The following is a 20,568-nucleotide window of genomic DNA, read 5'->3' as shown; positions in this document are numbered from 1 at the left end:
CACGCGCGGCTGTGAGCCGGGTTTACAACGGCGGAACGACGCTGCGCCTACCCCGTCTCAACCGGGATACGGCGGAAATCTACCGGTGAGCTCGCGCACCTCGTCACGCACCCTCCCCGCGTCCGCCGCACCGCGCAGCACACCCGCCAGCAGAGCCGCGATCCGGGTCATCTCCGCCTCGCCCATGCCCTGTGTGGTCACGGCGGCGGTGCCCAGGCGCAGGCCGCGCGCATCACCGTGCGGCAGGGCGCAGCTGTCCAGGACGATCCCGGCGGCGACGAGCCGGCCCCGGGCGGTGCGCCCGTCGACGCCGAGCGGGGCGGGGTCGGCGGTGATCAGATGGGTGTCCGTGCCACCCGTCGTGACCACCAGCCCCTGCTCGGCCAGGCCGGCCGCGAGAACCCTCGCATTGGCGACCACCTGATGGGCGTACGCGGTGAACGCCGGAGTTGCCGCCTCTCCGAACGCGACGGCCTTGGCGGCGATGGTGTGCATCTGTGCGCCGCCCTGTGTGAAAGGGAACACAGCCCGGTCGAGACGCTCGGCCAGCTCGGGCGAACCGGACAGAAGCATCCCGCCGCGCGGTCCGCGCAGCACCTTGTGCGTGGTCGCGCACACGACGTCGGCGTACGGCACCGGGTTGGGCGCCGCTCCCCCGGCGACCAGTCCGATGGGGTGGGCGGCGTCGGCGATCAGATACGCGCCCACCTCGTCGGCGACCTCGCGGAAGAAGGCGTAGTCGATGTGCCGGGGATACGCGATGGACCCGCACACGATCGCCTTGGGCCGACGGCCGCGGGCCAGCGCCCGCACCTGGTCGTGGTCGATGAGCCCGCTCTCCGCGTCGACGCCGTACCCGACGAAGTCGAACCAGCGGCCGGAGAAGTTGGCCGGCGAGCCGTGCGTGAGGTGACCGCCGTAGGGCAGGCCGAGGGCGAGCACGGTGTCACCGGGGCGCAGCAGGGCGGCATAGGCGGCCAGTACCGCGGACGACCCGGAATGGGACTGCACATTCGCGTGCGCGGCACCGAACAGCGCCTTGGCGCGGTCGACGGCGAGCCGCTCGGCGACGTCCACGATCTCGCAGCCGCCGTGGTGCCGGGCGCCCGGATACCCCTCGGCGTACTTGTTGGCGAGCGGCGAGCCGAGGGCGGCCAGCACGGCCGGGGAGGTGAAGTTCTCGGCGGCGATCAGCTGCAACGACGTCGACTGCCGCGCCAGCTCCCCCAGCAGGATCTCCGCCAGCTCCGGATCCTGCCGCCGCAGCGGATCGGCCTCGACGAGGGTAGGGCTGACCGACATGACGGGCTCCGGGCGGTCGACGGTGACGTAAATCCAATGTAGGCCGGGGGCAGAGGGGACGCGCGATGTGTACGGCGCCTCGGGCTACGTCCGCGCCGGGACGCCCGTCAGCGCCGTGACCACCGGGTCCAGTGCCTCGTGTATCTCGTCGCCGACGGAGCGGAAGAACGGCAGCGGGGCGCCGTACGGGTCGTAGACCTCGTCCGCCTCCGCCGTGGGGGCCAGCAGCCATCCGCGCAGCGCGGCCGCCGCACGGACCAGCGCGCGGGCGCGGACGACCACGCCGTCCGTGAGCGGCGGCAGCGTCGCCGGGTCGATCGCGCGGACCAGGCGGGTGAACTCCTTCAGCGTGAAGGTGCGCAGGCCCGCCGAGTGGCCCATGGAGATGACCTGGGCGCGGTGGTCACGGGTCGCGGTCAGGACCAGGTCGGCGCGGATGACGTGCTCGTCGAGCAGCTCACGCCCGACGAACCCGGTGGCGTCCGCGCCGAAGTCGGCGAGGACGGCCTCCGCGTTGGCCTCCATGGGCGCGCCCTCGTGGCCCCAGGTGCCCGCGCTCTCCACGATCAGCCCGCCGCCGAGAAAGGTGCCGAGCCGGTCCGTCACGAGATGGCGGGTCAGCCGCTCGGTGATCGGCGAGCGGCACACGTTGCCGGTGCTGACGTGGAGGATGCGGAAGCTGTCGCGCGGGAGCCCCACGAACGTGGTCGTGATCTCCGCCGCGCGCTCCCCGTTGCCTATGCCACGCCCCGCGTCAGGGGCTGTCAATTCGCCACCTCGAGGTCGGGTACGACCTTGCGCAGCTCTTCGGCCGAGACCGCGCCCGCGCGCAGCAGCAGCGGCACCTCCCGGCTGACGTCGACGATCGACGAGGGCACGTTGCCCGGGGTCGGACCGCCGTCGAGGTACACGGAGACGGAGTCGCCGAGCATCTCCTGCGCGGCGTCACAGGTCTCCGGGGACGGGTGGCCGGTGAGGTTGGCGGAGGAGACGGCCATCGGGCCGACCTCGGTGAGCAGCTCGATGGCGACCGGGTGCAGTGGCATGCGCACGGCGACCGTGCCCCGGGTGTCACCGAGGTCCCACTGCAGGGACGGCTGGTGCTTGGCGACCAGGGTGAGGGCGCCCGGCCAGAACGCGTCGACCAGCTCCCAGGCCAGCTCGGAGAAGTCGGTGACCAGACCGTGGAGCGTGTTCGGGGACCCGATCAGCACAGGGGTGGGCATGTTGCGGCCCCGGCCCTTGGCGTCGAGCAGGTCGGAGACCGCCTCGGCGGTGAACGCGTCGGCGCCGATGCCGTACACCGTGTCCGTGGGCAGCACCACCAGTTCGCCCCGGCGGACGGCGGACGCGGCCTCACGCAGACCCGTCACGCGGTCGGTCGCGTCGTTGGTGTCGTATCGCCGTGCCATGTCTAGCGGGCCTCCTCGTACACGAAGTACACGTGCTTCCGGGACTTCCCGGCCTCATCGGGCTTCCCGGAAAGGGTCTGGGGGGTGCTCACGGCAGCGCCTTGCGGGCGGTCGCGAAGCGGGGGCGCTTGTTGAGGTCCGGGTGGTCGGCCGCGTCGGCCCAGCCCCGCTCCTCGGTGAAGATCCACGGCACCTGGCCACCCTGGGTGTCGGCGTGCTCGATGACGACGACACCGCCGGGGCGCAGCAGCCGGTGCGCGGTGCGTTCGATGCCCCGGATGAGGTCGAGACCGTCCTCGCCGGAGAACAGGGCCAGTTCCGGGTCGTAGTCGCGCGCCTCGGGGGCGACGTACTCCCACTCGGTGAGCGGGATGTACGGCGGGTTGGAGATGACCAGGTCGACATGGCCGTCGAGGTCGTGGAAGGCGTCCAGGGCGTCTCCCTGGCGCAGGTCGACCCGGGAGCCCGCCACGTTCTTACGGGTCCACTGAAGCGCCTCCTCGGACAGCTCCACGGCGTGCACGCGCGAGCGCGGGACCTCCTGGGCGAGGGCGAGCGCGATGGCGCCGGAGCCGGTGCACAGATCGACGATGCACGGCTCGACCACGTCCATGGCGCGCACGGCGTCTATGGCCCAGCCGACGACGGACTCGGTCTCCGGGCGCGGTACGAAGACGCCCGGCCCCACCTGGAGTTCGAGGTAGCGGAAGTAGGCCCGCCCGGTGATGTGCTGGAGCGGCTCGCGCTGCTCCCGCCGGGCGATGACCTCCCAGTAGCGGGCGTCGAAGTCGGAGTCCTTGACGGAGTGCAGCGCGCCCCGCTTCACGCCGTGCACGAACGCGGCGAGCTCCTCCGCGTCGTTGCGCGGCGAGGGCACGCCGGCGTCGGCCAGCCGCTGGGTGGCCTGGGCCACCTCGGCGAGCAGCAGGTTCACGCTGGTCCTCCGTGTCGTACTCAGTCGTCCATGCCGTAGCGGGTGTCCATGGCTCCGGCCGGGGCCGCGGGCCCTGGCACGCGCAGCTCAGCTAATCAGGTTCTGCATCTCTCCTCCGCCCGGACCCACGAGACACCCTTACGCGGCCGCGAGCTTGGCGGCCGAGTCCGCGTCGACGCAGGCCTGGATCACCGCGTCGAGGTCGCCGTCCAGGACCTGGTCCAAGTTGTACGCCTTGAAGCCGACGCGGTGGTCCGAGATGCGATTCTCCGGGAAGTTGTACGTGCGGATCTTCTCGGAGCGGTCGACGGTGCGGACCTGGCTGCGGCGGGCGTCGGCGGCTTCCTTCTCCGCCTCCTCCTGTGCCGCGGCGAGCAGCCTGGAGCGCAGGATACGCAAGGCCTGCTCCTTGTTCTGCAGTTGGCTCTTCTCGTTCTGGCAGGAGGCGACGACTCCGGTGGGCAGGTGCGTGATGCGCACGGCGGAGTCGGTGGTGTTGACGGACTGTCCGCCGGGTCCCGAGGACCGGTAGACGTCGATCCGGAGGTCGTTCGGATTGATCTCGACGTCGACCTCCTCGGCCTCGGGGGTCACGAGGACGCCGGCCGCGCTCGTGTGGATCCGCCCCTGCGACTCGGTCGCGGGCACGCGCTGCACACGGTGCACGCCACCCTCGTACTTCATCCGCGCCCAGACGCCCTGCCCGGGCTCGGTCGCGCCGTTGCCGCCCTTGGTCTTCACGGCGACCTGGACGTCCTTGTAGCCGCCCAGCTCGGACTCGGTGGAGTCGATGATCTCGGTCTTCCAGCCGACGCGCTCGGCGTACCGCAGATACATCCGCAGCAGGTCGCCGGCGAACAGCGCCGACTCGTCGCCGCCCGCACCTGCCTTGATCTCCAGGATCACGTCCTTGTCGTCGGACGGGTCCCGGGGCACGAGCAGCAGCCGCAGCTTCTCGGTCAGCTCCTCGCGCTGCTTGTCCAGCTCCTTGACCTCGGCGGCGAAGTCGGGGTCGTCGGCGGCCAGTTCACGCGCGGTCTCGATGTCGTCGCCGGTCTGCTTCCAGGAGCGGTACGTGGCGACGATCGGGGTGAGTTCGGCGTAGCGCTTGTTCAGCTTGCGCGCGTTGGCCTGGTCGGCGTGGACCGACGGGTCGGCGAGCTTCTTCTCCAGGTCGGCGTGCTCGACGACGAGTTCCTCGACGGCCTCGAACATTTTGGGCTCCTGATACTGCGTACGGAAGGGAAGGCGGGCGACCAAAAACGCCGGTCCCGGGCGTGCCCCCGTAGGGACACGGCCGTGGACCGGCGAAATGGGGCTCGCTACTTCTTGGAGCCGGCGGCAGCCTTGCCGAAGCGGGCCTCGAAGCGGGCCACACGGCCACCGGTGTCGAGGATCTTCTGCTTGCCCGTGTAGAACGGGTGGCACTCGGAGCAGACCTCGGCCCGGATGGTGCCGGACGAGATGGTGCTACGGGTGGTGAACGACGCGCCACAGGTGCAGCTGACCTGCGTCTCGACGTACTCGGGGTGGATGTCGCGCTTCAAGGTGTCTCCTAGATTTCGGGAGGGCACCGGGTCGCTACCGCGGGCTGCGGGGCGTGAACCGGGGCCGACGTACCAGTCTGCCAGGGCTGGCCGCATCTGCCCAAACCGGGGGCTCCGGTGATCTATTCCCCGCGGGTGCGTGGGAGCTTGTCGCGCCCACGCGGCGGAGCCGCAAACCGATACGGCCCCGGGTCGTCGGCGCCCTCACGACGACGTCACGACCCCCTTGGCCTCCCCCGTCGCCGTCCCCTTCGTGGCGCTCGCAGGGATCGGCCTGTCGTTCTTCAGTGCCGTCCAGACCTGCTTGGCCTTGGCCTTGGCCACGATCACGCGGTTCGGGTTCGACGGGTCGTACTCGACCGGCATCGTGACCATGTGCATGTTCTTGGAGCCGATGGACTTCAGGCCGTTCGCGAAGTCGACCAGGGAGTTCACCGAGCCCAGGTCGGAGTCGGTGGTGACCGTCCTCGTCGCGGTGTTGGCAAGGTCGTACAGCCTCTTTGGGCTGGTGAAGACGCCCACCTGCTCGACCTGGTTGATCAGGGCCTTGACGAACGCCTGCTGGAGCTGGATACGGCCCAGGTCGGAGCCGTCGCCGACGCCGTGCCGGGTGCGGACCAGGCCGAGCGCCTGCTCGCCGTCGAGCGTGTGGGTGCCGGCCTTGAGGTCGAGGTGGCTCTGCGGGTCGTCGATGTTCTTGGTCGTGGTGACCTTGACCCCGCCGAGCTCGTCGATGAGCTTCTGGAAGCCGGAGAAGTCGACCTCCAGATAGTGGTCCATGCGGATGCCGGTGACCGACTCGACGGTCTTCACCGCGCAGGCCGCGCCGCCCGTGGAGTACGCGGAGTTGAACATCACGTCGGTCGCCGCGTCGTGCGCGACACCGTTCGCGTCCGTGCAGGAGGGGCGGTTGATCAGGGTGTCCCGGGGGATGGAGACCACGCTGGCCCTCTTGTGGCCCTTGTACACGTGGACGATCATCGCCGTGTCGGAGCGGGCGCTGCCGTCGTCCGCGCCGCCGCCGAGCTTCTTGTTGGCACCGGAACGCGTGTCCGAGCCGAGGACCAGGATGTTCTCGGAGCCGTTGTCGACCTTGGTGGGCCGGTTGCTGCCGAGCGCCTGGTTGATGTCGACGGTCCTGAGGTTGCCGTTGAGCTTGAAGTACACGTAGCCGAGGCCGGTGCCGCCGAGGACGAGGATGCCGGCGGCCGTCCAGGCCGTGACGAGGAGCGCCCTGTGGCCCCTGCGGGGGGCCTTGCGGCGGCCGCCCTTGCCCCGGCGGCCCGGGACCTGCGGACCGGCCTCGGGTATACCGGGCTCCGGCGTGCTCTCGGCGGACATGGGCTCCTCGGTTCTCGTACGACTGCTCGGTTACCCCCTGCTTTCAGGGTCAGGCCCGGCGTACCAGGGTCATCGGCACGTACCCGACCATCGTCGCTCCACCGGGTCAGACGGCGAAACTGGGGAAAGGGTTGCACAACGCAGTGTGCCCACCGCGTAGGGCGATGGGCACACCGTGTCACCGGGCAAGTGGGGCCGAACCCCGCTCACCAGGCGTTTCAGCCGAAGATGTCGTACTGCTGGAAACCGGTACCGAGCGACTTCCTTGTGCCGAAGATCTCACTGGTCGCCTTGCCGGTGCCCGGGTAGAGGTACAGCGTGCCGCCGGTCGTACGGGCCACCAGGTCGGCCTTGCCGTCACCGGTCAGGTCGCCGACCGCGGCGAGGGTGTTGAAGCCGGTCCAGGCGGAGCGGACCTTCACCCGGGCCGAGAAGAGGCCGGTGCCGGACTTGCCGGTGCCCTTGTAGAGGTAGAGGTCGCCGCCGCTGCTCCTGCGGGCCAGCAGGTCGGCCTTGCCGTCGCCGTTGAAGTCGCCGACGCCGCGCAGCTGGTTGTACTGGCTCCAGCCGCCGCCGACCCGGACCCGGGCGGCGAAGGTGCCGTCGCCCTTGCCCGGGTACAGCCACAGCACGCCGCCGGAGTCCTCGGACAGCACGTCGGGCAGGTAGTCGCCGGTGAGATCACCGGGGATGACCGTGGCCTTGCGGGTCTTCCAGTTGGTGAAGATCTTCTTCGTGGCCCAGGAGCCGTCGGTCCGGGCGCTGTTCAGCACGAAGTGGTCCCAGTAGACGTCACCGGTGGAGGCCACCCGGTAGACGAGGTCCTGGTAGCCGTCGCGGTTGAGGTCGGCCTGCAGGATGACGTTGACGCCGGACCAGTCGCCCCAGGACTGGCGAGCGGCCAGCGAGGTGCCCTTGGAGTCCAGCTCGTAGCCGACCTTGGACGACGACTTGCGGGCGAAGAGGTCCGCCTTGCCGTCCGTGTAGCTCAGGTTGGTGTCGGCGATCTGCGCGTAGGAGGCACCGACGTAGGTGCTGACCTTCGTGAAGACGGCGTAGGCGCCCTGGGCGACACAGTCCTCGACGCCCCAGGAGACCACTCCGACGATCCGGCCGCCGACGACCAGCGGGCCGCCGGAGTCGCCGTTGCAGGTGGTCGTCGTACCGGTGTCGCTGCCGGTGGCGGGCGTGCCCGCGCAGACCATGTGGCCCTTGACGAAGTCCGTGCTGCCGTAGGCGGCGGTGCAGGTGGCGTCCGAGTTGATCGGCAGCGTGGCCGTCTTCAGCGTCTCGGAGATGTCCTGCGTGGTGGAGCTGGTACGGCCCCAGCCGTAGACCTTGGCGGTCTTGGCCGGCGTGCCGGTGTAGGACGCGGTGTCGGTGGACGTCGTCATACGGATCGGGGTTGCCTTGACGGGGGCCGCCAGGGTGAGCACCGCGATGTCGTTGTTGGGGGCGCCGTCGGCCGACACGCTGTACGACGGGTTGTTCCACTGGCGCAGAACGCCGGTGGCGGTGCCGCCGTGCAGGTTGGCGGTGCCGTCGCTGTTGGTGGTGGGCAGCGAGGTGGTGCCGGTGACGACCGCGGAGTCGGTGGTGCTCCACTTGAAGCCCTTGACGCAGTGCGCGGCAGTGAGGATCTTCGTGGGCGAGATGACCGAGCCACCGCAGAAGAAGCCCTCGTCGTCGCTCTCGGTGGTGGTGCCCTTGTCGTCGTAGTACCAGAGCTGGGCCATCCACGGCGCCGAGGAAATGGTGGTCGTACCGCCACCAATGATCTTTGGCGAGACGGCCGAACCGCTCGCGGTGGCGGCCGACTTCTTCGTGGTTGTCGTCCCGCTGTCGGCGGCGATCGCACGGGCGATCCGCTTGTTCAGGACGCCCTGCGACGGCGTGCTGACGGCCGGCTTGGCCGTGGGCACCGGCTGGGTGGCCGCGCTGGCGGAGGTCGAGATCAGTGCGGCCGTGACGGCGGCGGCGATTCCGGCCGCGGCGACGGGCAGCGCGAAACGTATCCGGCGTCTGTGGCGACCGCTCCCGGACGTGGGTGTACCCACCTAAGTCCCCCCTCGGGATCAGGAGTTCATGATTCGGTCAATTGACCGAAGGGCGAGATCGTACCCCGAGGAGAGAAACGGAAAAGGACGGTCCCCCGCGATCGCAGGGGACCGTCCTTACCCAAGGACAACGGCCGAACGGTCAGTCGCCGTTACCCGGCGTCGGCGTCGTCTTCTGAATCTGCATCAGGAACTCGGCGTTCGACTTCGTCTGCTTCATCTTGTCGAGGAGCAGCTCCACCGCCTGCTGCTGGTCGAGGGCGTGCAGCACCCGGCGCAGCTTCCAGACGATGGCGAGCTCGTCGGGGGCGAGCAGGATCTCTTCCTTACGGGTGCCGGACGCGTCGACGTCCACCGCGGGGAAGATGCGCTTGTCGGCGAGCTTCCGGTCGAGCTTGAGCTCCGCGTTGCCGGTGCCCTTGAACTCCTCGAAGATCACCTCGTCCATGCGGGACCCGGTGTCCACCAGGGCGGTGGCGAGGATGGTCAGCGAGCCGCCGTCCTCGATGTTGCGGGCCGCACCGAAGAAGCGCTTCGGCGGGTACAGGGCGGTCGAGTCGACACCACCGGACAGGATGCGGCCGGAGGCCGGCGCCGCCAGGTTGTACGCACGGCCCAGACGCGTGATCGAGTCGAGCAGCACGACCACGTCGTGGCCCAGCTCGACGAGACGCTTGGCGCGCTCGATGGCCAGCTCGGCGACCGTGGTGTGGTCTTCGGCCGGACGGTCGAAGGTCGAGGAGATGACCTCGCCCTTGACCGACCGCTGCATGTCGGTGACCTCTTCCGGACGCTCGTCGACGAGGACGACCATCAGGTGGCACTCGGGGTTGTTGTGGGTGATCGCGTTGGCGATCGCCTGCATGATCATGGTCTTGCCGGTCTTCGGCGGGGCCACGATCAGACCGCGCTGGCCCTTACCGATCGGCGACACGAGGTCGATGATGCGGGTGGTCAGCACGCCCGGGTCGGTCTCCAGGCGAAGCCGGTCCTGCGGGTAGAGCGGGGTCAGCTTGTTGAACTCCGGGCGGCCACGCCCGTGTTCGGGCGCCATGCCGTTGACGGAGTCGAGGCGGACCAGCGCGTTGAACTTCTCGCGGCGCTCACCCTCCTTCGGCTGGCGGACCGCACCGGTGACGTGGTCGCCCTTGCGCAGGCCGTTCTTGCGGACCTGGGCGAGGGAGACGTACACGTCGTTCGGGCCCGGCAGGTAGCCGGAGGTCCGGATGAACGCGTAGTTGTCGAGGATGTCCAGGATGCCCGCGACGGGGATCAGGACGTCGTCGTCGGCCAGCTGCGGCTCAGCGCCACCGATCTCGTCGCGACCACGACGGCCCCGACGGTCCCGGTAGCGGCCGCGACGGCCACGGCGGCCGCCGTCGAAGTCATCGTCGTCCTGCGGGCCGGCGTTACGGTCCTGACGGCCGCCGCCCTGCTGCTGCGGCTGCTGCTGGCGGTCCCGGTCCTGGCGATCCCGGTCCTGACGGTCCTGACGGTCCTGACGGCCGCCCTGGCCGCCGCCCTGCTGCTCGTCGCCCTTGTTACGCCGGTCACGGTCCCGGCCGCGCTCACGGCGGTCACGGCGGCCGCGGCCCTCACCGTCGGCGTCGCCCTGCGGCTGCGTCTGCGGCTGCGCGGCGGGCGTCTCGGCCTTCGGCTCGGTCTTCGCCTCGGCGACGACGGTCTCGGCGCCGCTCGTGGTGGGGCTGCCTGCCTCGGCGGTGGCCCGGCGACGGCGGCGCTCGGCCGGCGCGTCGTCGCTGGCGGGCTGGCCGGGAATCTCGATCTGCTGCTGGGCCACGGCCTTCTCGGCGGGGGCCTCGACGGGCTGCTCGGCCTTCTTCTCGGCGGCCTCGTCGCCCGTACGGGCCTTGGAGGTGGCCCGGCGCTTCGGCTTGGTCTCGGTGGCAACCTCGGCCTTGGGGGCGGCTCCGCCGCCGGCCTGCGCCTCCTTGATGACCTCGATCAGCTGGCTCTTGCGCATACGCGCCGTGCCCCTGATGCCGAGGCCGGATGCGACCTGCTGAAGTTCGGCCAGCACCATGCCCTCGAGGCCGGTACCGCGGCGCCGCCGGGAGCCGGCACCGGTGGCAGGCGCGGAGGCGTCCGTGGCGGGCGCGGCAGCGGTCTCCTCGACACGTGCGCCCATCAGATCGGTGGTGTCGCTCACGAAGGGTCCTTCCCTGGAGCGGACGTCGGCCTGTCTGGCTCGGCGACCGGTTGTGCTGTCCGGCTGCGGTCCTTGCTGTGTGGACCGGGCCGGGGCGGTGGTCCGCCAAAGCGGCGGAGAGAATTTCTGATGACGGCGCTTCCTCAGCCGTGGCACCCGGTGTCACGTGGCGTGGTAGCACCAATTCCGGAGCGTGCCCAGCGGCCCGCTCAGTGCCCGCGTACGACGTACTGCCCAGGTACGACATACGAAACGCTGAGTGGCTTGGGAGACTCCCGGAAGAATGTCTGTCCCGGACGGGGACACGAAGCACCTCGCCATGGTGGGGTCGGGTGCAGACTTGAGATTAACACTACCGGATCCAACAAACATTCCCCCTCTCCAAATCCGGCAACCGAGTGTCAGGGCGCAAGGGGCAGCACGCTCGCCCCCTGGACGTCGAGGTTCAGCCGGTTGGCGGCCCAGTCCGAGCCGGCCAGGGCTTCTACCTTGTCGGCGCTGGCGGCATCGACCAGCGCCATGACGGTGGGTCCGGCACCGGAGATCACGGCCGGGATCCCGTCGCCGCGCAACCGCTCCACCAGCGCGGCGCTCTCGGGCATGGCGGGGGCGCGGTACTCCTGGTGCAGACGGTCCTCGGTGGCGGGCAGCAGCAGCTCGGGGCGCCTGGTGAGGGCCTCGACGAGCAGCGCGGCACGGCCCGCGTTGGCGGCGGCGTCGACGTGCGGCACGGTGCGCGGGAGCAGTCCGCGCGCGGTCTCCGTGAGGACCGGCTTCCCGGGCACGAAAACCACCGGAACGATGGAATCGGCGGGCTCCATCCTGATCGCCCGGGCTGCGCCGGACTCCATCCAGGAGAGCGTGAAGCCGCCCAGCAGACAGGCCGCGACGTTGTCGGGGTGGCCCTCGATCTCGGTGGCCAGTTCGAGGAGCGCGGCGTCGTCGAGCCTGGCCTCGCCGCCTATGGTCACGGCGCGCGCGGCGACGATGCCGGCGCAGATGGCGGCGGAGGAGGAGCCCAGGCCGCGGCCGTGCGGGATGCGGTTGGCGCACACGATCTCCAGGCCGCGGGGCTGTCCGCCCAGCAGGTCGAAGGCGGTGCGCAGGGAGCGTACGAGGAGGTGGCTCTCGTCACGCGGCAGCGTTTCGCTGCCCTCACCCGCGATGTCGATGTGCAGCCCGGAGTCGGCCACCCGGACGACGACGTCGTCGTAGAGCCCCAGCGCCAGGCCCAGGGCATCGAAGCCCGGACCGAGGTTGGCGCTGGTGGCGGGGGTGCGCACCCGGACGGCGGCGGCGCGGAACGCTGGACCGGCCATCGCTCGATGACTCTCCTTGAGCTGCGTGATGGTCGAATGACACTCGATAGGTACGTGAGGGAACCTCGGGCCGCGGAGGCGGCGCGGCACCGCGCCATATGCGGAGGCATATGCAGCGGGCGGGTTCGGTACAGCCTATCGAAGGAAGGTTCTGTGGCGACATAGGGCGCACAGGAGGCGCACGATGCGTGTCGTAAGCCCCCTGTGCCCCTTCCTTAGGGAGTCCCCTGTTTAGGACGCCACAGTCCGTTCACCGGTTGCCCGGCGGGGGTTGGCCGAATGTTGCCCGAGCGCCGCTCGTGCGGTTCTCGGGCGACGCTCCAGCGGTCCTCTAGGCGAGCCCGAGCCGCTCGGCCGCGGCGGCCGCGTCGACGGGCACGGTGACCGGCTGCGGAGCGCCGGCGACGGCCCAGTCGGGATCCTTCAGGCCGTTGCCCGTGACGGTGCAGACGATCCGCTGACCGGGGTCGACCTTGCCCTGCTCGGCGGCCTTGAGCAGACCGGCGACGGAGGCGGCGGAGGCGGGCTCCACGAAGACGCCCTCCTGTGCGGCCAACAGCCGGTAGGCGCGCAGGATCTCACGGTCCGTCACCTCGTCGATGAGGCCCCCGGACTCGTCCCGGGCCGCGAGCGCGAACTGCCAGGAGGCGGGGTTGCCGATCCGGATCGCGGTGGCGATGGTCGACGGGTCCTTGACGATCTCCCCGCGCACGATCGGGGCACTGCCGGAGGCCTGGAACCCCCACATCCGGGGCGTCCTGGTGGAGACGCCGTCACCGGCGTACTCCTTGTACCCCTTCCAGTACGCGGTGATGTTGCCCGCGTTGCCGACCGGCAGGACGTGGATGTCGGGCGCGTCGCCGAGCATGTCCACGATCTCGAAGGCGGCGGTCTTCTGGCCCTCGATGCGCACCGGGTTGACCGAATTGACCAGCGCCACGGGGTAGTTGTCGCTCAGCGAGCGGGCGAGGGTGAGGCAGTCGTCGAAGTTGCCGTTGACCTGGAGGATCTTGGCTCCGTGCACCAGCGCCTGGCCCATCTTGCCGAGCGCGATCTTGCCCTGCGGGACGAGGACGGCACAGACCATCCCGGCCCGTACGGCGTAGGCGGCCGCGCTCGCGGAGGTGTTGCCGGTGGAGGCGCAGATGACGGCCTGCGCGCCCTCCTCCTTCGCCCGCGTGATGGCCATGGTCATACCGCGGTCCTTGAAGGACCCGGTGGGGTTGGCACCCTCCACCTTCAGGTGGACCTCGCACCCCGTGCGCTCGGAGAGCACCTGCGCGGGCACGAGGGGCGTGCCGCCCTCGCGGAGCGTCACGACCGGCGTGGTGTCGGACACCGGCAACCGGTCCCGGTATTCCTCGATGATTCCGCGCCACTGGTGGGTCATTGCTGGTTACTCTCCTTCAACCCGCATGATGCTGGCGACACCCCGCACGGTGTCGAGCTTGCGCAGCGCCTCGACGGTCCCGGACAGGGAGGCGTCGGACGCGCGGTGGGTGACGACGACAAGGGAGGCCTCGCCGTCCTTGCCCTGCTGGCGAACCGTATCGATGGAAACCCCGTGCTCGGCGAACACGGTGGCAACCTGGGCGAGAACACCCGGTTTGTCGGCCACGTCGAGGCTGATGTGGTAGCGCGTGACGACATCGCCCATCGGCGACACGGGCAGGGCGGCGTACGCCGACTCGCCGGGCCCCGTTGCCCCGCTGAGCCGGTTGCGGCAGACGGCGACCAGGTCGCCGAGGACCGCGGAGGCGGTCGGGGCGCCGCCGGCGCCGGGACCGTAGAACATCAGCTGTCCGCTCGCGTCGGACTCCACGAAGACGGCGTTGTACGCGCCGCGCACGGAGGCGAGCGGGTGGGTCAGCGGAATCATGGCGGGATGCACACGGGCCGTCACCGATCCGCCGTCCTGGGCGCGCTCGCAGATGGCGAGCAGCTTGATGGTGCAGCCCATGTTCTTGGCCGAGGCGAAGTCGGAGGCGGTGACCTCGGTCATGCCCTCGCGGTAGACGTCGTCGAGGCGCACCCGAGAGTGGAAGGCGATCCCGGCGAGGATGGCGGCCTTGGCGGCGGCGTCGAAGCCCTCGACGTCCGCGGTCGGGTCGGCTTCCGCGTACCCGAGGGCCGTGGCCTCGTCGAGGGCTTCCTGATAGCCGGCCCCCGTGGAGTCCATCTTGTCGAGGATGAAGTTGGTGGTCCCGTTGACGATCCCCAGCACGCGGTTGACCTTGTCGCCGGCGAGGGACTCGCGCAGCGGCCGGATCAGCGGGATGGCACCGGCGACGGCGGCCTCGTAGTAGAGGTCCTTGCCGTTCTGCTCGGCGACCGCGTGCAGGGCGGCGCCGTCCTGGGCGAGCAGCGCCTTGTTGGCGGAGACGACGGAGGCGCCGTGCTCGAAGGCGGTGGTGATGAGGGTGCGGGCGGGCTCGATGCCCCCGATGACCTCGACGACGACGTCGATGTCCCCCCGCTTGACCAGGGCGGTCGCGTCCGTGGTGACCAGAGTCGGGTCGATGCCCTCACGCACCTTGGAGGGCCTTCGTACGGCGACACCGGCCAGCTCGATCGGGGCGCCGATCCGCTGGGCGAGGTCGTCGGCGTGCGTCGTCATGATGCGCGCCACCTCTGAGCCGACAACCCCACAGCCCAGCAGCGCCACCTTCAGCGGACGCGTACGCATCATCCGACCTCGTTTCCTCATACCGTCTACGGTTGGACCAGTCTCACTCACCGGACGGGAGTTTCTACCCTTGGTCCGGATCGTGAGACATCTATTTCATTTTGCGAGGGTGGCAGACAGGAGATCTTCCACCCCGTCCCTGCGCCCCCGGTCTTCCACCCCGTGCTGTGCCGCTCAGCCGACGTCGAGACGCAGCAGGTCCTCCTCCGTCTCCCGGCGGACGATCAACCGGGACTCGCCGTCGCGCACCGCGACGACGGGCGGCCGGAGCACATGGTTGTAGTTGCTCGCCATGGACCGGCAGTAGGCGCCGGTGGCCGGTACGGCGATCAGGTCACCGGGTGCCAGGTCGCCCGGCAGGAACGCGTCCTTCACGACGATGTCCCCGCTCTCGCAGTGCTTGCCGACGACACGGGCGAGCATCGGCTCTGCGTCACTCGTCCGCGACACCAGAGCGACGCTGTACTCGGCGTCGTACAGCGCGGTCCGGATGTTGTCGGACATACCGCCGTCGACGGAGACATACGTCCGCAGTCCGTCGAGGGGCTTGATGGTGCCGACCTCGTAGAGGGTGAAGGCGGTCGGCCCGACGATGGCCCGCCCCGGCTCGACGGAGATACGCGGGGTCCGCAGCCTGGCGGCCTCGCACTCCCGGGTGACGATCTCGGTGAGCGCCTTGGCGATCTCGTGGGGTTCGCGGGGGTCGTCGTCGCTGGTGTAGGCGATACCGAGCCCACCTCCCAGATCGATCTCTGGCAGCTCGACACCGTGCTCGTCACAGATGTCCTTCAGCAGCCCCACGACCCGGTGCGCGGCGACCTCGAAGCCCGACATGTCGAAGATCTGCGACCCGATGTGCGAGTGGATGCCGACGACCTCCAGCCCGTCCAGCTGCAGCGCCCGCCGTACGGCCTCCGCGGCCTGCCCCCCGGCCAGCGGAATCCCGAACTTCTGGTCCTCGTGGGCGGTGGCGATGAACTCGTGCGTATGCGCCTCGACGCCGACGGTGATACGAATCTGCACGCGCTGCCGCCTGCCGAGGGACGTGGCGACATGGGCGACCCGCACGATCTCCTGGAAGGAGTCGAGCACGATCCGCCCCACACCGGCGCGCACGGCCCGCTCGATCTCCTCCGTGGACTTGTTGTTGCCGTGGAATGCGATCCGTTCGGCGGGCATCCCGGCGGAGAGGGCGGTGGCCAGCTCGCCCCCGGAGCACACATCAAGATTGAGCCCTTCCTCGTGCAGCCAGCGCACGACGGCCCGCGACAGGAAGGCCTTACCGGCGTAGAACACGTCGGCGTCCGGGCCGAAGGCGGTACGCCAGGCCTGCGCCCGGGCCCGGAAGTCGGTCTCGTCGAGGACGTAGGCGGGGGTGCCGTGTTGCTCGGCGAGGGTCTTCACGTCGACACCGCCGACGGTGACGACCCCCTCGGCGTCACGGGTGACGGTCTGGGCCCACACCTTGGAGTCGAGGGAGTTCAGGTCGTTGGGCGGCGCGGTGTAGTGCCCCTCGGGCAGGACATCGGCATGCCGGGGCCCGGCGGGGTGTGCGGAACGGCTCATTGCTCTTCTGGCGCTCTCTTCAGAGGTGATCGGGTGCGTCGATGCCGAGCAGGGACAGGCCGCCGGCCAGCACCGTCCCGGTGGCTTCGGCGAGGGCGAGCCGGGCGCGGTGGGCGGCCGAGGGTTTCTCCTCGCCCTGAGGCAGCACGGTCGGCAGGAACGGCAGGGCGGCATCGGCGACGGTGACGAGATGCCGGGCGAGCCGGTCGGGAGCGCGGTGGGTGGCCGCGGCGGTGAGGATGCGGGGGTAGTCGGCGAGGGCGGTGACGAGGGCGCCCGGGGCGCCAGGCACGTCGCCGGGTTCGGCACCGAAGCCGAGCCGTCCGGCACCACGGCCGACGGCTCGCGCCCGGGCGTGGGCGTACCGCACCCGGAAAAGCGGGTTGCTCTCGCGCTGCACCAGGTGGTCGGCGGTGATCCGGGGCCGGTCGTGGGCGGCGGGATACAGCAGGGCCCACTGGGCGGCGTCGAGCCCGAGCGGGGCCGGGTCCTCCGGCGCCGGAACGGGCCGGAGGCTGACGGGCTCACGGTGATCGACCTCACCGCGCCCGCCCTGGGTCGCGACGATCCGTACGACGGCGTCCGCGACGACCTCGGCCCGGACGTCGTACGGCACCCGCAACGCGACCACCTGCCCGACGAGGGCATCGCCGTGGCCGTAGCCGGACCCGAGGGCACGGATCTCGGCGACCAGGGTCTCCGTAGGTGACACGGTGGAGCTGAGGCTGATGTTGAGGAACCCCGGCTCGGTGACGACGACGTCACCGACACCGGCGGAATCCGCGAGATGGGGCACCAGGATCTCGGCGACACGCATCGGCGGCTGCCCGGCCGGGCGGGCGAGCTGAAGCGCGATGTTGGTGGCGTAGTCCCCACACCCACCGGGCCCCGGCGGCGTGACCACGACCCGCTCCGGCACGCTCACACTCAGCTCCCCCTCATCAACAGCACGACGCACCGCGCGCAGCACGGTACGGGAGAGCTCGACGGGGGTCACGGGACAAGCGTAGGGGAGAAGGGGGGCGGGTAGGCGAGCCGGTTTGGGAGGGGGTCCGGGATGTGGACGGTGGGGGCGGTGGGGTGGGGACGGTGGGGGTGGGTCACCGGCCTACGGGTCTACGGGTCTACGGGTCTACGGGTTGATGCGACCGCAGGGCCACCGCTCTCACACCGTCTAAGGGATGCGAACTCACGGGTAGACGCGGTTACCCCCGGCCCACTCCCCGGAGAACTCGACCTCGACCTCGTCGCCCCCTCCCCCGCGCTCCCGCTCCTCCGTCCCCTCCGGCCCTCTCCGCCGCTCCACCAACTCCCTGACCAGCCGCACGAGTTCGGCGGGCTCGAAGGGCTTGGCGAGAAAGGCGTCGACGCCGACGTCAAGGCCGGTCTCGACCTCGTACTGGGTGCAGGCGCTGACGATGGCAAGGGGAAGGTCGCGGGTGCGGGGGTCCGCACGGAGCTGGGCGGCCGTCCGCAGACCGTCGAGCCGGGGCATGACGACGTCGAGGGTGATCACATCGGGCCGCACCTGATGAACGACATCCAGACACTCGACACCATCAGCCGCGGTCACGACCTCGAGACCCTCCAGTTCGAGATTGACCCTGATCAGCTGCCGGATGACCTTGTTGTCGTCCACAACAAGCACCCGGCCCGACGCCCCTGGCACAACTCGAGAGTAGGTCCGGACCGGCCACCGCGTCCGGGTTTTCCCGACTTCCGCCCCCTGCGGGGGAGCGACCCCGCGACCCCCAGGAAACCCGTTCATGAACACCCTGGGCGAGCTGGTAGTGTTCTACCCGTCGCCGCGAGCAAGCAGCTCAACGCCAGACGCCCCCGTAGCTCAGGGGATAGAGCAACGGCCTCCGGAGCCGTGTGCGCAGGTTCGAATCCTGCCGGGGGCACTTCGGATTTAGGCCCTGACCAGCGGAAACGCCGGTCAGGGCCTTTCTTGTACATGCCAAAACGCACACGGCTACCCGGTCGTGACCACTCGATCCGACGAGTCTTCGACCTGCGGTTTTCCGGCGCCACACGGATGGAATCCCAAATGTCCGATCCCGCGAAATCGCTCGCGCGGGACATACACGGGACGGGAACAGTGAAAAGCAGAGCCGACACCGGCAGACACCAGCTGCGACCTGCACTTTTTCGCGCATGCGCGGTCGGAAAACATGCAGAGGAATGGGCCGTTTGGCTTTCCGGATCAGCACAGGGCGCCGCTGTGAGCTGGGATTTCATCCAGCATCACGCCCACTGCTCGCGTGCTTGCCCGTGTCGGTACCACGGCGCCCCGGGATACGGCATGCTGGGCGTATGAGCAGGTACGCCGCAGCCAGGGTCTACGCGCTACCGGAGTCACTCGACGAGCTGATCGGGCCGACCTCCCACACCGTGACCCTGCCCCGGCACATCGACTGGGGCCCCCACTACGAATACGACCTCGCCGACGAGGCCGACCTGCTCCTCATGTACGAGCGGGTCATCCGCGAGGCCCAGTCCCCGGCCGACCTACAGTCCCACCTCAATGCCGGCCTGTTGCGCCGGCACTGGAGCGACCTGTTCCTGCCCGCGCCGGCACGTGCGGCCTGGCAGGCCCGCTTTCCTGAACTCGCACCTGCGGCGGCCGCGGCATAGTGGACGAGTTGCACCGCCGGCTGATCCGTATCGGGCTCGACGCGCTCGCCGACGACTTCGGCTACGCCCTGGCAGGCGGCTACGCCGTCCAAGCACACCAGATCGTCAACCGGGTCAGCGACGACGTCGACCTCTTCGCCCCGATCAACCGGGCCACCGCCGAGATGCCCGCGGCCACCGAGCGTGTCATCGCCGCCTACGAAGCCGCGGGCTTCACTGTCGAACTGGCCCACCAGAATCCCGAGCACACCTACACACGACTGAATGTCACCGACCCCGTCAGCGGTGTCAAGAACAAAGTGGAACTCGTCGCCGAGTTCCTCAACCACCCGCCCGTGCCCTCCGAACTCGGCCCGGTCCTGCACCCCGACGACGTCGCAGCAGGGAAGACCACCGCACTGGACGGCCAAGCCGAGGTCCGCGACGCCATCGACGTCGACGGACTCCTCAAGGCCGGATACACCCGCGAACGCCTCATGGAACTGGCGGCAGAACGACGACGGCTTCGATCCGCAGATGTTCGCTGACTCACTTGCCCGCATCCAGCGCTACACGGACAAGCAGTTCGCCGCCTACGGCCTTACCACCGCCGAGGCCGCAGTGCTGCGCGAGCGGTTCGCCGACTGGCGACGCCAACTCATCACGCCCCCGGACGAGAAACCCGAAGGCAAGCGAACCGCCGCAGCGGCTACCGCTCCACCGCGCCGGGATCAGCCTGCACAGCAGAACGCGAACACCACCACGAAGCCCTCTCCCCCCGGCCCCGGCTCTCCCGGCCGAACACCACCCCACGGCCGCCGCAGGGGCTGATCCTTGCCCCAAGCCAGAACGCGCTGCCAGCCGCTTTCCCAGGAAAGGACAGAAACTGCAACCTGGATGGGGCGCCCCAGTCGCATTCGTCCAACAGTGCCTCTATGCGCTGGTTGGCAATCGCGGCCCGCCCGTACAGGCACTTGGCGTACCTGGTCACGAAGACCTCGACACTGTTACCGGCGCGTTCCGCGACCTCGGTGGGATCGACGTCGGCATTGAGCCACGTGGACAGAGCCGAATGACGCAGGTCGTAGGGACGAGCCGCGAGCTGCGAGTTCAACAGGCCGGGTGGCAGGGCCAGTTCCGGGCTTCGTGCCATACGCGATCGTACGTGCTGGATGCCACGATTCCCCGCGTTCGTTGAAGAACAGGCGCCCGTCGTCGGCCACACCGAACGTGCCGAAGCTCTCCCGCCACAGCGCCACCAGCTCGGGCCACAACGGCACCGGCCTGGTGTCCCCCGGCGGGCGGCACTTCAGACCACGCTCGTCATGAAGGCACCCGGTGTCGGACCACTTCTTGCCCGCCTGAGGCGGCGGAGTCCTTGTTCGCCACGTTGAAGCGCGAACTGCTTTACGGTTCACGGTGGCTGACCAGGCCCGAGGCCCGCATGGCGGTCTTCGCCTGGATGGCCTGGTACAACCGCAGGCGGCGCCACTCGGCCCTGGGTTACCGAAGCCCAGTCGACTATGAACGGCAGCACGCCAGCACCAGCGATAGCCTGGAGCTGGTCGCATAACACCCGAGTGTCCACGGAATAGGGCAAAGCCCGCACCACGGATCT

At 69.8% G+C, this 20,568-nt stretch carries 19 protein-coding genes, 1 tRNA gene and 1 pseudogene; 5 read left to right on the top strand and 16 right to left on the bottom strand.

All coding sequences use genetic code 11. The annotated features are described in order from the left end of the window. Nucleotides 1–57 precede the first annotated feature (57 nt). From ACZ7OO_RS36505 to ACZ7OO_RS36435, 15 genes are all read right to left on the bottom strand, one after another. On the bottom strand, nt 58–1,302 hold the full coding sequence (locus ACZ7OO_RS36505; protein WP_471511677.1) for a serine hydroxymethyltransferase: 1,245 nt from the start codon (nt 1,300–1,302) through the stop codon (nt 58–60). Between the two features lie 84 nt (nt 1,303–1,386). After that, nucleotides 1,387–2,070, bottom strand: a complete 684-nt coding sequence (locus tag ACZ7OO_RS36500) for an arsenate reductase/protein-tyrosine-phosphatase family protein (RefSeq protein WP_471511675.1) — start codon at nt 2,068–2,070, stop codon at nt 1,387–1,389. Next, on the bottom strand, nt 2,067–2,714 hold the full coding sequence (locus ACZ7OO_RS36495) for an L-threonylcarbamoyladenylate synthase (protein ID WP_471511673.1): 648 nt from the start codon (nt 2,712–2,714) through the stop codon (nt 2,067–2,069). The genes ACZ7OO_RS36500 and ACZ7OO_RS36495 overlap by 4 nt, the downstream gene beginning before the upstream one ends. Before the next feature lie 88 nt (nt 2,715–2,802). Then, nucleotides 2,803–3,648 (bottom strand): peptide chain release factor N(5)-glutamine methyltransferase, encoded by an 846-nt coding sequence (gene prmC, locus ACZ7OO_RS36490; protein WP_352224711.1) that lies wholly within the window; start codon nt 3,646–3,648, stop codon nt 2,803–2,805. Nucleotides 3,649–3,786: 138 nt separating this feature from the next. Continuing rightward, a complete protein-coding gene (gene prfA, locus ACZ7OO_RS36485) occupies nt 3,787–4,863 on the bottom strand; it encodes a peptide chain release factor 1 (RefSeq protein ID WP_471511671.1) in 1,077 nt (358 codons plus the stop codon). Nucleotides 4,864–4,970: 107 nt separating this feature from the next. Beyond that, entirely contained in the window at nt 4,971–5,195 is a 225-nt protein-coding gene (gene rpmE / locus ACZ7OO_RS36480; protein WP_019753312.1) for a 50S ribosomal protein L31, read from the bottom strand. A gap of 204 nt (nt 5,196–5,399) precedes the next feature. Beyond that, complete coding sequence (locus ACZ7OO_RS36475; protein WP_471511669.1) at nt 5,400–6,536, bottom strand: LCP family protein; 1,137 nt, start codon at nt 6,534–6,536, stop codon at nt 5,400–5,402. 218 nt (nt 6,537–6,754) lie between these two features. Continuing rightward, nucleotides 6,755–8,593, bottom strand: a complete 1,839-nt coding sequence (locus tag ACZ7OO_RS36470; protein WP_471511667.1) for a trypsin-like serine protease — start codon at nt 8,591–8,593, stop codon at nt 6,755–6,757. A gap of 142 nt (nt 8,594–8,735) precedes the next feature. Next, on the bottom strand, nt 8,736–10,763 hold the full coding sequence (gene rho, locus ACZ7OO_RS36465; RefSeq protein ID WP_471511665.1) for a transcription termination factor Rho: 2,028 nt from the start codon (nt 10,761–10,763) through the stop codon (nt 8,736–8,738). A gap of 401 nt (nt 10,764–11,164) precedes the next feature. Further along, a complete protein-coding gene (gene thrB, locus ACZ7OO_RS36460; RefSeq protein ID WP_352224715.1) occupies nt 11,165–12,082 on the bottom strand; it encodes a homoserine kinase in 918 nt (305 codons plus the stop codon). A gap of 331 nt (nt 12,083–12,413) precedes the next feature. Continuing rightward, nucleotides 12,414–13,472: a threonine synthase gene (thrC, locus tag ACZ7OO_RS36455; protein WP_471511663.1), complete on the bottom strand. Its 1,059-nt coding sequence runs from the start codon at nt 13,470–13,472 to the stop codon at nt 12,414–12,416. Nucleotides 13,473–13,478: 6 nt separating this feature from the next. Continuing rightward, complete coding sequence (locus ACZ7OO_RS36450; RefSeq protein WP_471511661.1) at nt 13,479–14,771, bottom strand: homoserine dehydrogenase; 1,293 nt, start codon at nt 14,769–14,771, stop codon at nt 13,479–13,481. A gap of 171 nt (nt 14,772–14,942) precedes the next feature. Beyond that, nucleotides 14,943–16,334, bottom strand: coding sequence for a diaminopimelate decarboxylase (gene lysA, locus ACZ7OO_RS36445; RefSeq protein WP_471511659.1), 1,392 nt, complete (start codon nt 16,332–16,334; stop codon nt 14,943–14,945). 19 nt (nt 16,335–16,353) lie between these two features. Beyond that, the gene (gene nrtL, locus ACZ7OO_RS36440) at nt 16,354–17,331 is read right to left on the bottom strand and encodes an ArgS-related anticodon-binding protein NrtL (protein ID WP_471511657.1); all 978 of its coding nucleotides are present in this window, start codon (nt 17,329–17,331) and stop codon (nt 16,354–16,356) included. 192 nt (nt 17,332–17,523) lie between these two features. Next, nucleotides 17,524–17,973, bottom strand: coding sequence for a response regulator (locus ACZ7OO_RS36435; RefSeq protein WP_471511655.1), 450 nt, complete (start codon nt 17,971–17,973; stop codon nt 17,524–17,526). Between the two features lie 193 nt (nt 17,974–18,166). On the opposite strand from ACZ7OO_RS36435, the gene ACZ7OO_RS36430 reads away from it, so the two are divergent. The 4 genes from ACZ7OO_RS36430 to ACZ7OO_RS36415 all read left to right on the top strand — a co-directional run bounded on the left by ACZ7OO_RS36430 (nt 18,167) and on the right by ACZ7OO_RS36415 (nt 19,781). Next, a tRNA-Arg gene (locus ACZ7OO_RS36430) sits at nt 18,167–18,238 on the top strand. 412 nt (nt 18,239–18,650) lie between these two features. Further along, nucleotides 18,651–18,971: a hypothetical protein gene (locus ACZ7OO_RS36425; RefSeq protein ID WP_471511653.1), complete on the top strand. Its 321-nt coding sequence runs from the start codon at nt 18,651–18,653 to the stop codon at nt 18,969–18,971. Nucleotides 18,972–18,979: 8 nt separating this feature from the next. Beyond that, nucleotides 18,980–19,498: a nucleotidyl transferase AbiEii/AbiGii toxin family protein gene (locus ACZ7OO_RS36420; RefSeq protein ID WP_471511651.1), complete on the top strand. Its 519-nt coding sequence runs from the start codon at nt 18,980–18,982 to the stop codon at nt 19,496–19,498. After that, entirely contained in the window at nt 19,488–19,781 is a 294-nt protein-coding gene (locus ACZ7OO_RS36415) for a hypothetical protein (protein WP_471511810.1), read from the top strand. The genes ACZ7OO_RS36420 and ACZ7OO_RS36415 overlap by 11 nt, the downstream gene beginning before the upstream one ends. Nucleotides 19,782–19,866: 85 nt before the next feature. Here the strand turns inward: ACZ7OO_RS36415 and ACZ7OO_RS36410 are convergent. Then, nucleotides 19,867–20,335 (bottom strand): annotated as a pseudogene (locus ACZ7OO_RS36410) (tyrosine-type recombinase/integrase); the annotation flags it as partial. Between ACZ7OO_RS36410 and ACZ7OO_RS36405 the strand changes: the two are divergent. Then, nucleotides 20,329–20,523 (top strand): integrase core domain-containing protein, encoded by a 195-nt coding sequence (locus ACZ7OO_RS36405; protein WP_471511649.1) that lies wholly within the window; start codon nt 20,329–20,331, stop codon nt 20,521–20,523. The pseudogene ACZ7OO_RS36410 and the gene ACZ7OO_RS36405 overlap by 7 nt on opposite strands. Nucleotides 20,524–20,568 lie beyond the last annotated feature (45 nt).

It is taken from the genome of Streptomyces sp. NPDC111744, from assembly GCF_055634995.1.
This window is presented reverse-complemented; position numbering and strand designations above follow the sequence as displayed.

Excerpts from the sequence above, each read along its gene's own strand:
- ACZ7OO_RS36505 (WP_471511677.1), bottom strand. The coding sequence starts at position 1,302 with ATGTCGGTCAGCCCTACCCTCGTCGAGGCCGATCCGCTGCGGCGGCAG.
- ACZ7OO_RS36495 (WP_471511673.1), bottom strand. The coding sequence starts at position 2,714 with ATGGCACGGCGATACGACACCAACGACGCGACCGACCGCGTGACGGGT.
- prfA (WP_471511671.1), bottom strand. The coding sequence starts at position 4,863 with ATGTTCGAGGCCGTCGAGGAACTCGTCGTCGAGCACGCCGACCTGGAG.
- ACZ7OO_RS36475 (WP_471511669.1), bottom strand. The coding sequence starts at position 6,536 with ATGTCCGCCGAGAGCACGCCGGAGCCCGGTATACCCGAGGCCGGTCCG.
- thrB (WP_352224715.1), bottom strand. The coding sequence starts at position 12,082 with ATGGCCGGTCCAGCGTTCCGCGCCGCCGCCGTCCGGGTGCGCACCCCC.
- thrC (WP_471511663.1), bottom strand. The coding sequence starts at position 13,472 with ATGACCCACCAGTGGCGCGGAATCATCGAGGAATACCGGGACCGGTTG.
- ACZ7OO_RS36450 (WP_471511661.1), bottom strand. The coding sequence starts at position 14,771 with ATGATGCGTACGCGTCCGCTGAAGGTGGCGCTGCTGGGCTGTGGGGTT.
- lysA (WP_471511659.1), bottom strand. The coding sequence starts at position 16,334 with ATGAGCCGTTCCGCACACCCCGCCGGGCCCCGGCATGCCGATGTCCTG.
- ACZ7OO_RS36425 (WP_471511653.1), top strand. The coding sequence starts at position 18,651 with ATGAGCAGGTACGCCGCAGCCAGGGTCTACGCGCTACCGGAGTCACTC.
- ACZ7OO_RS36415 (WP_471511810.1), top strand. The coding sequence starts at position 19,488 with ATGTTCGCTGACTCACTTGCCCGCATCCAGCGCTACACGGACAAGCAG.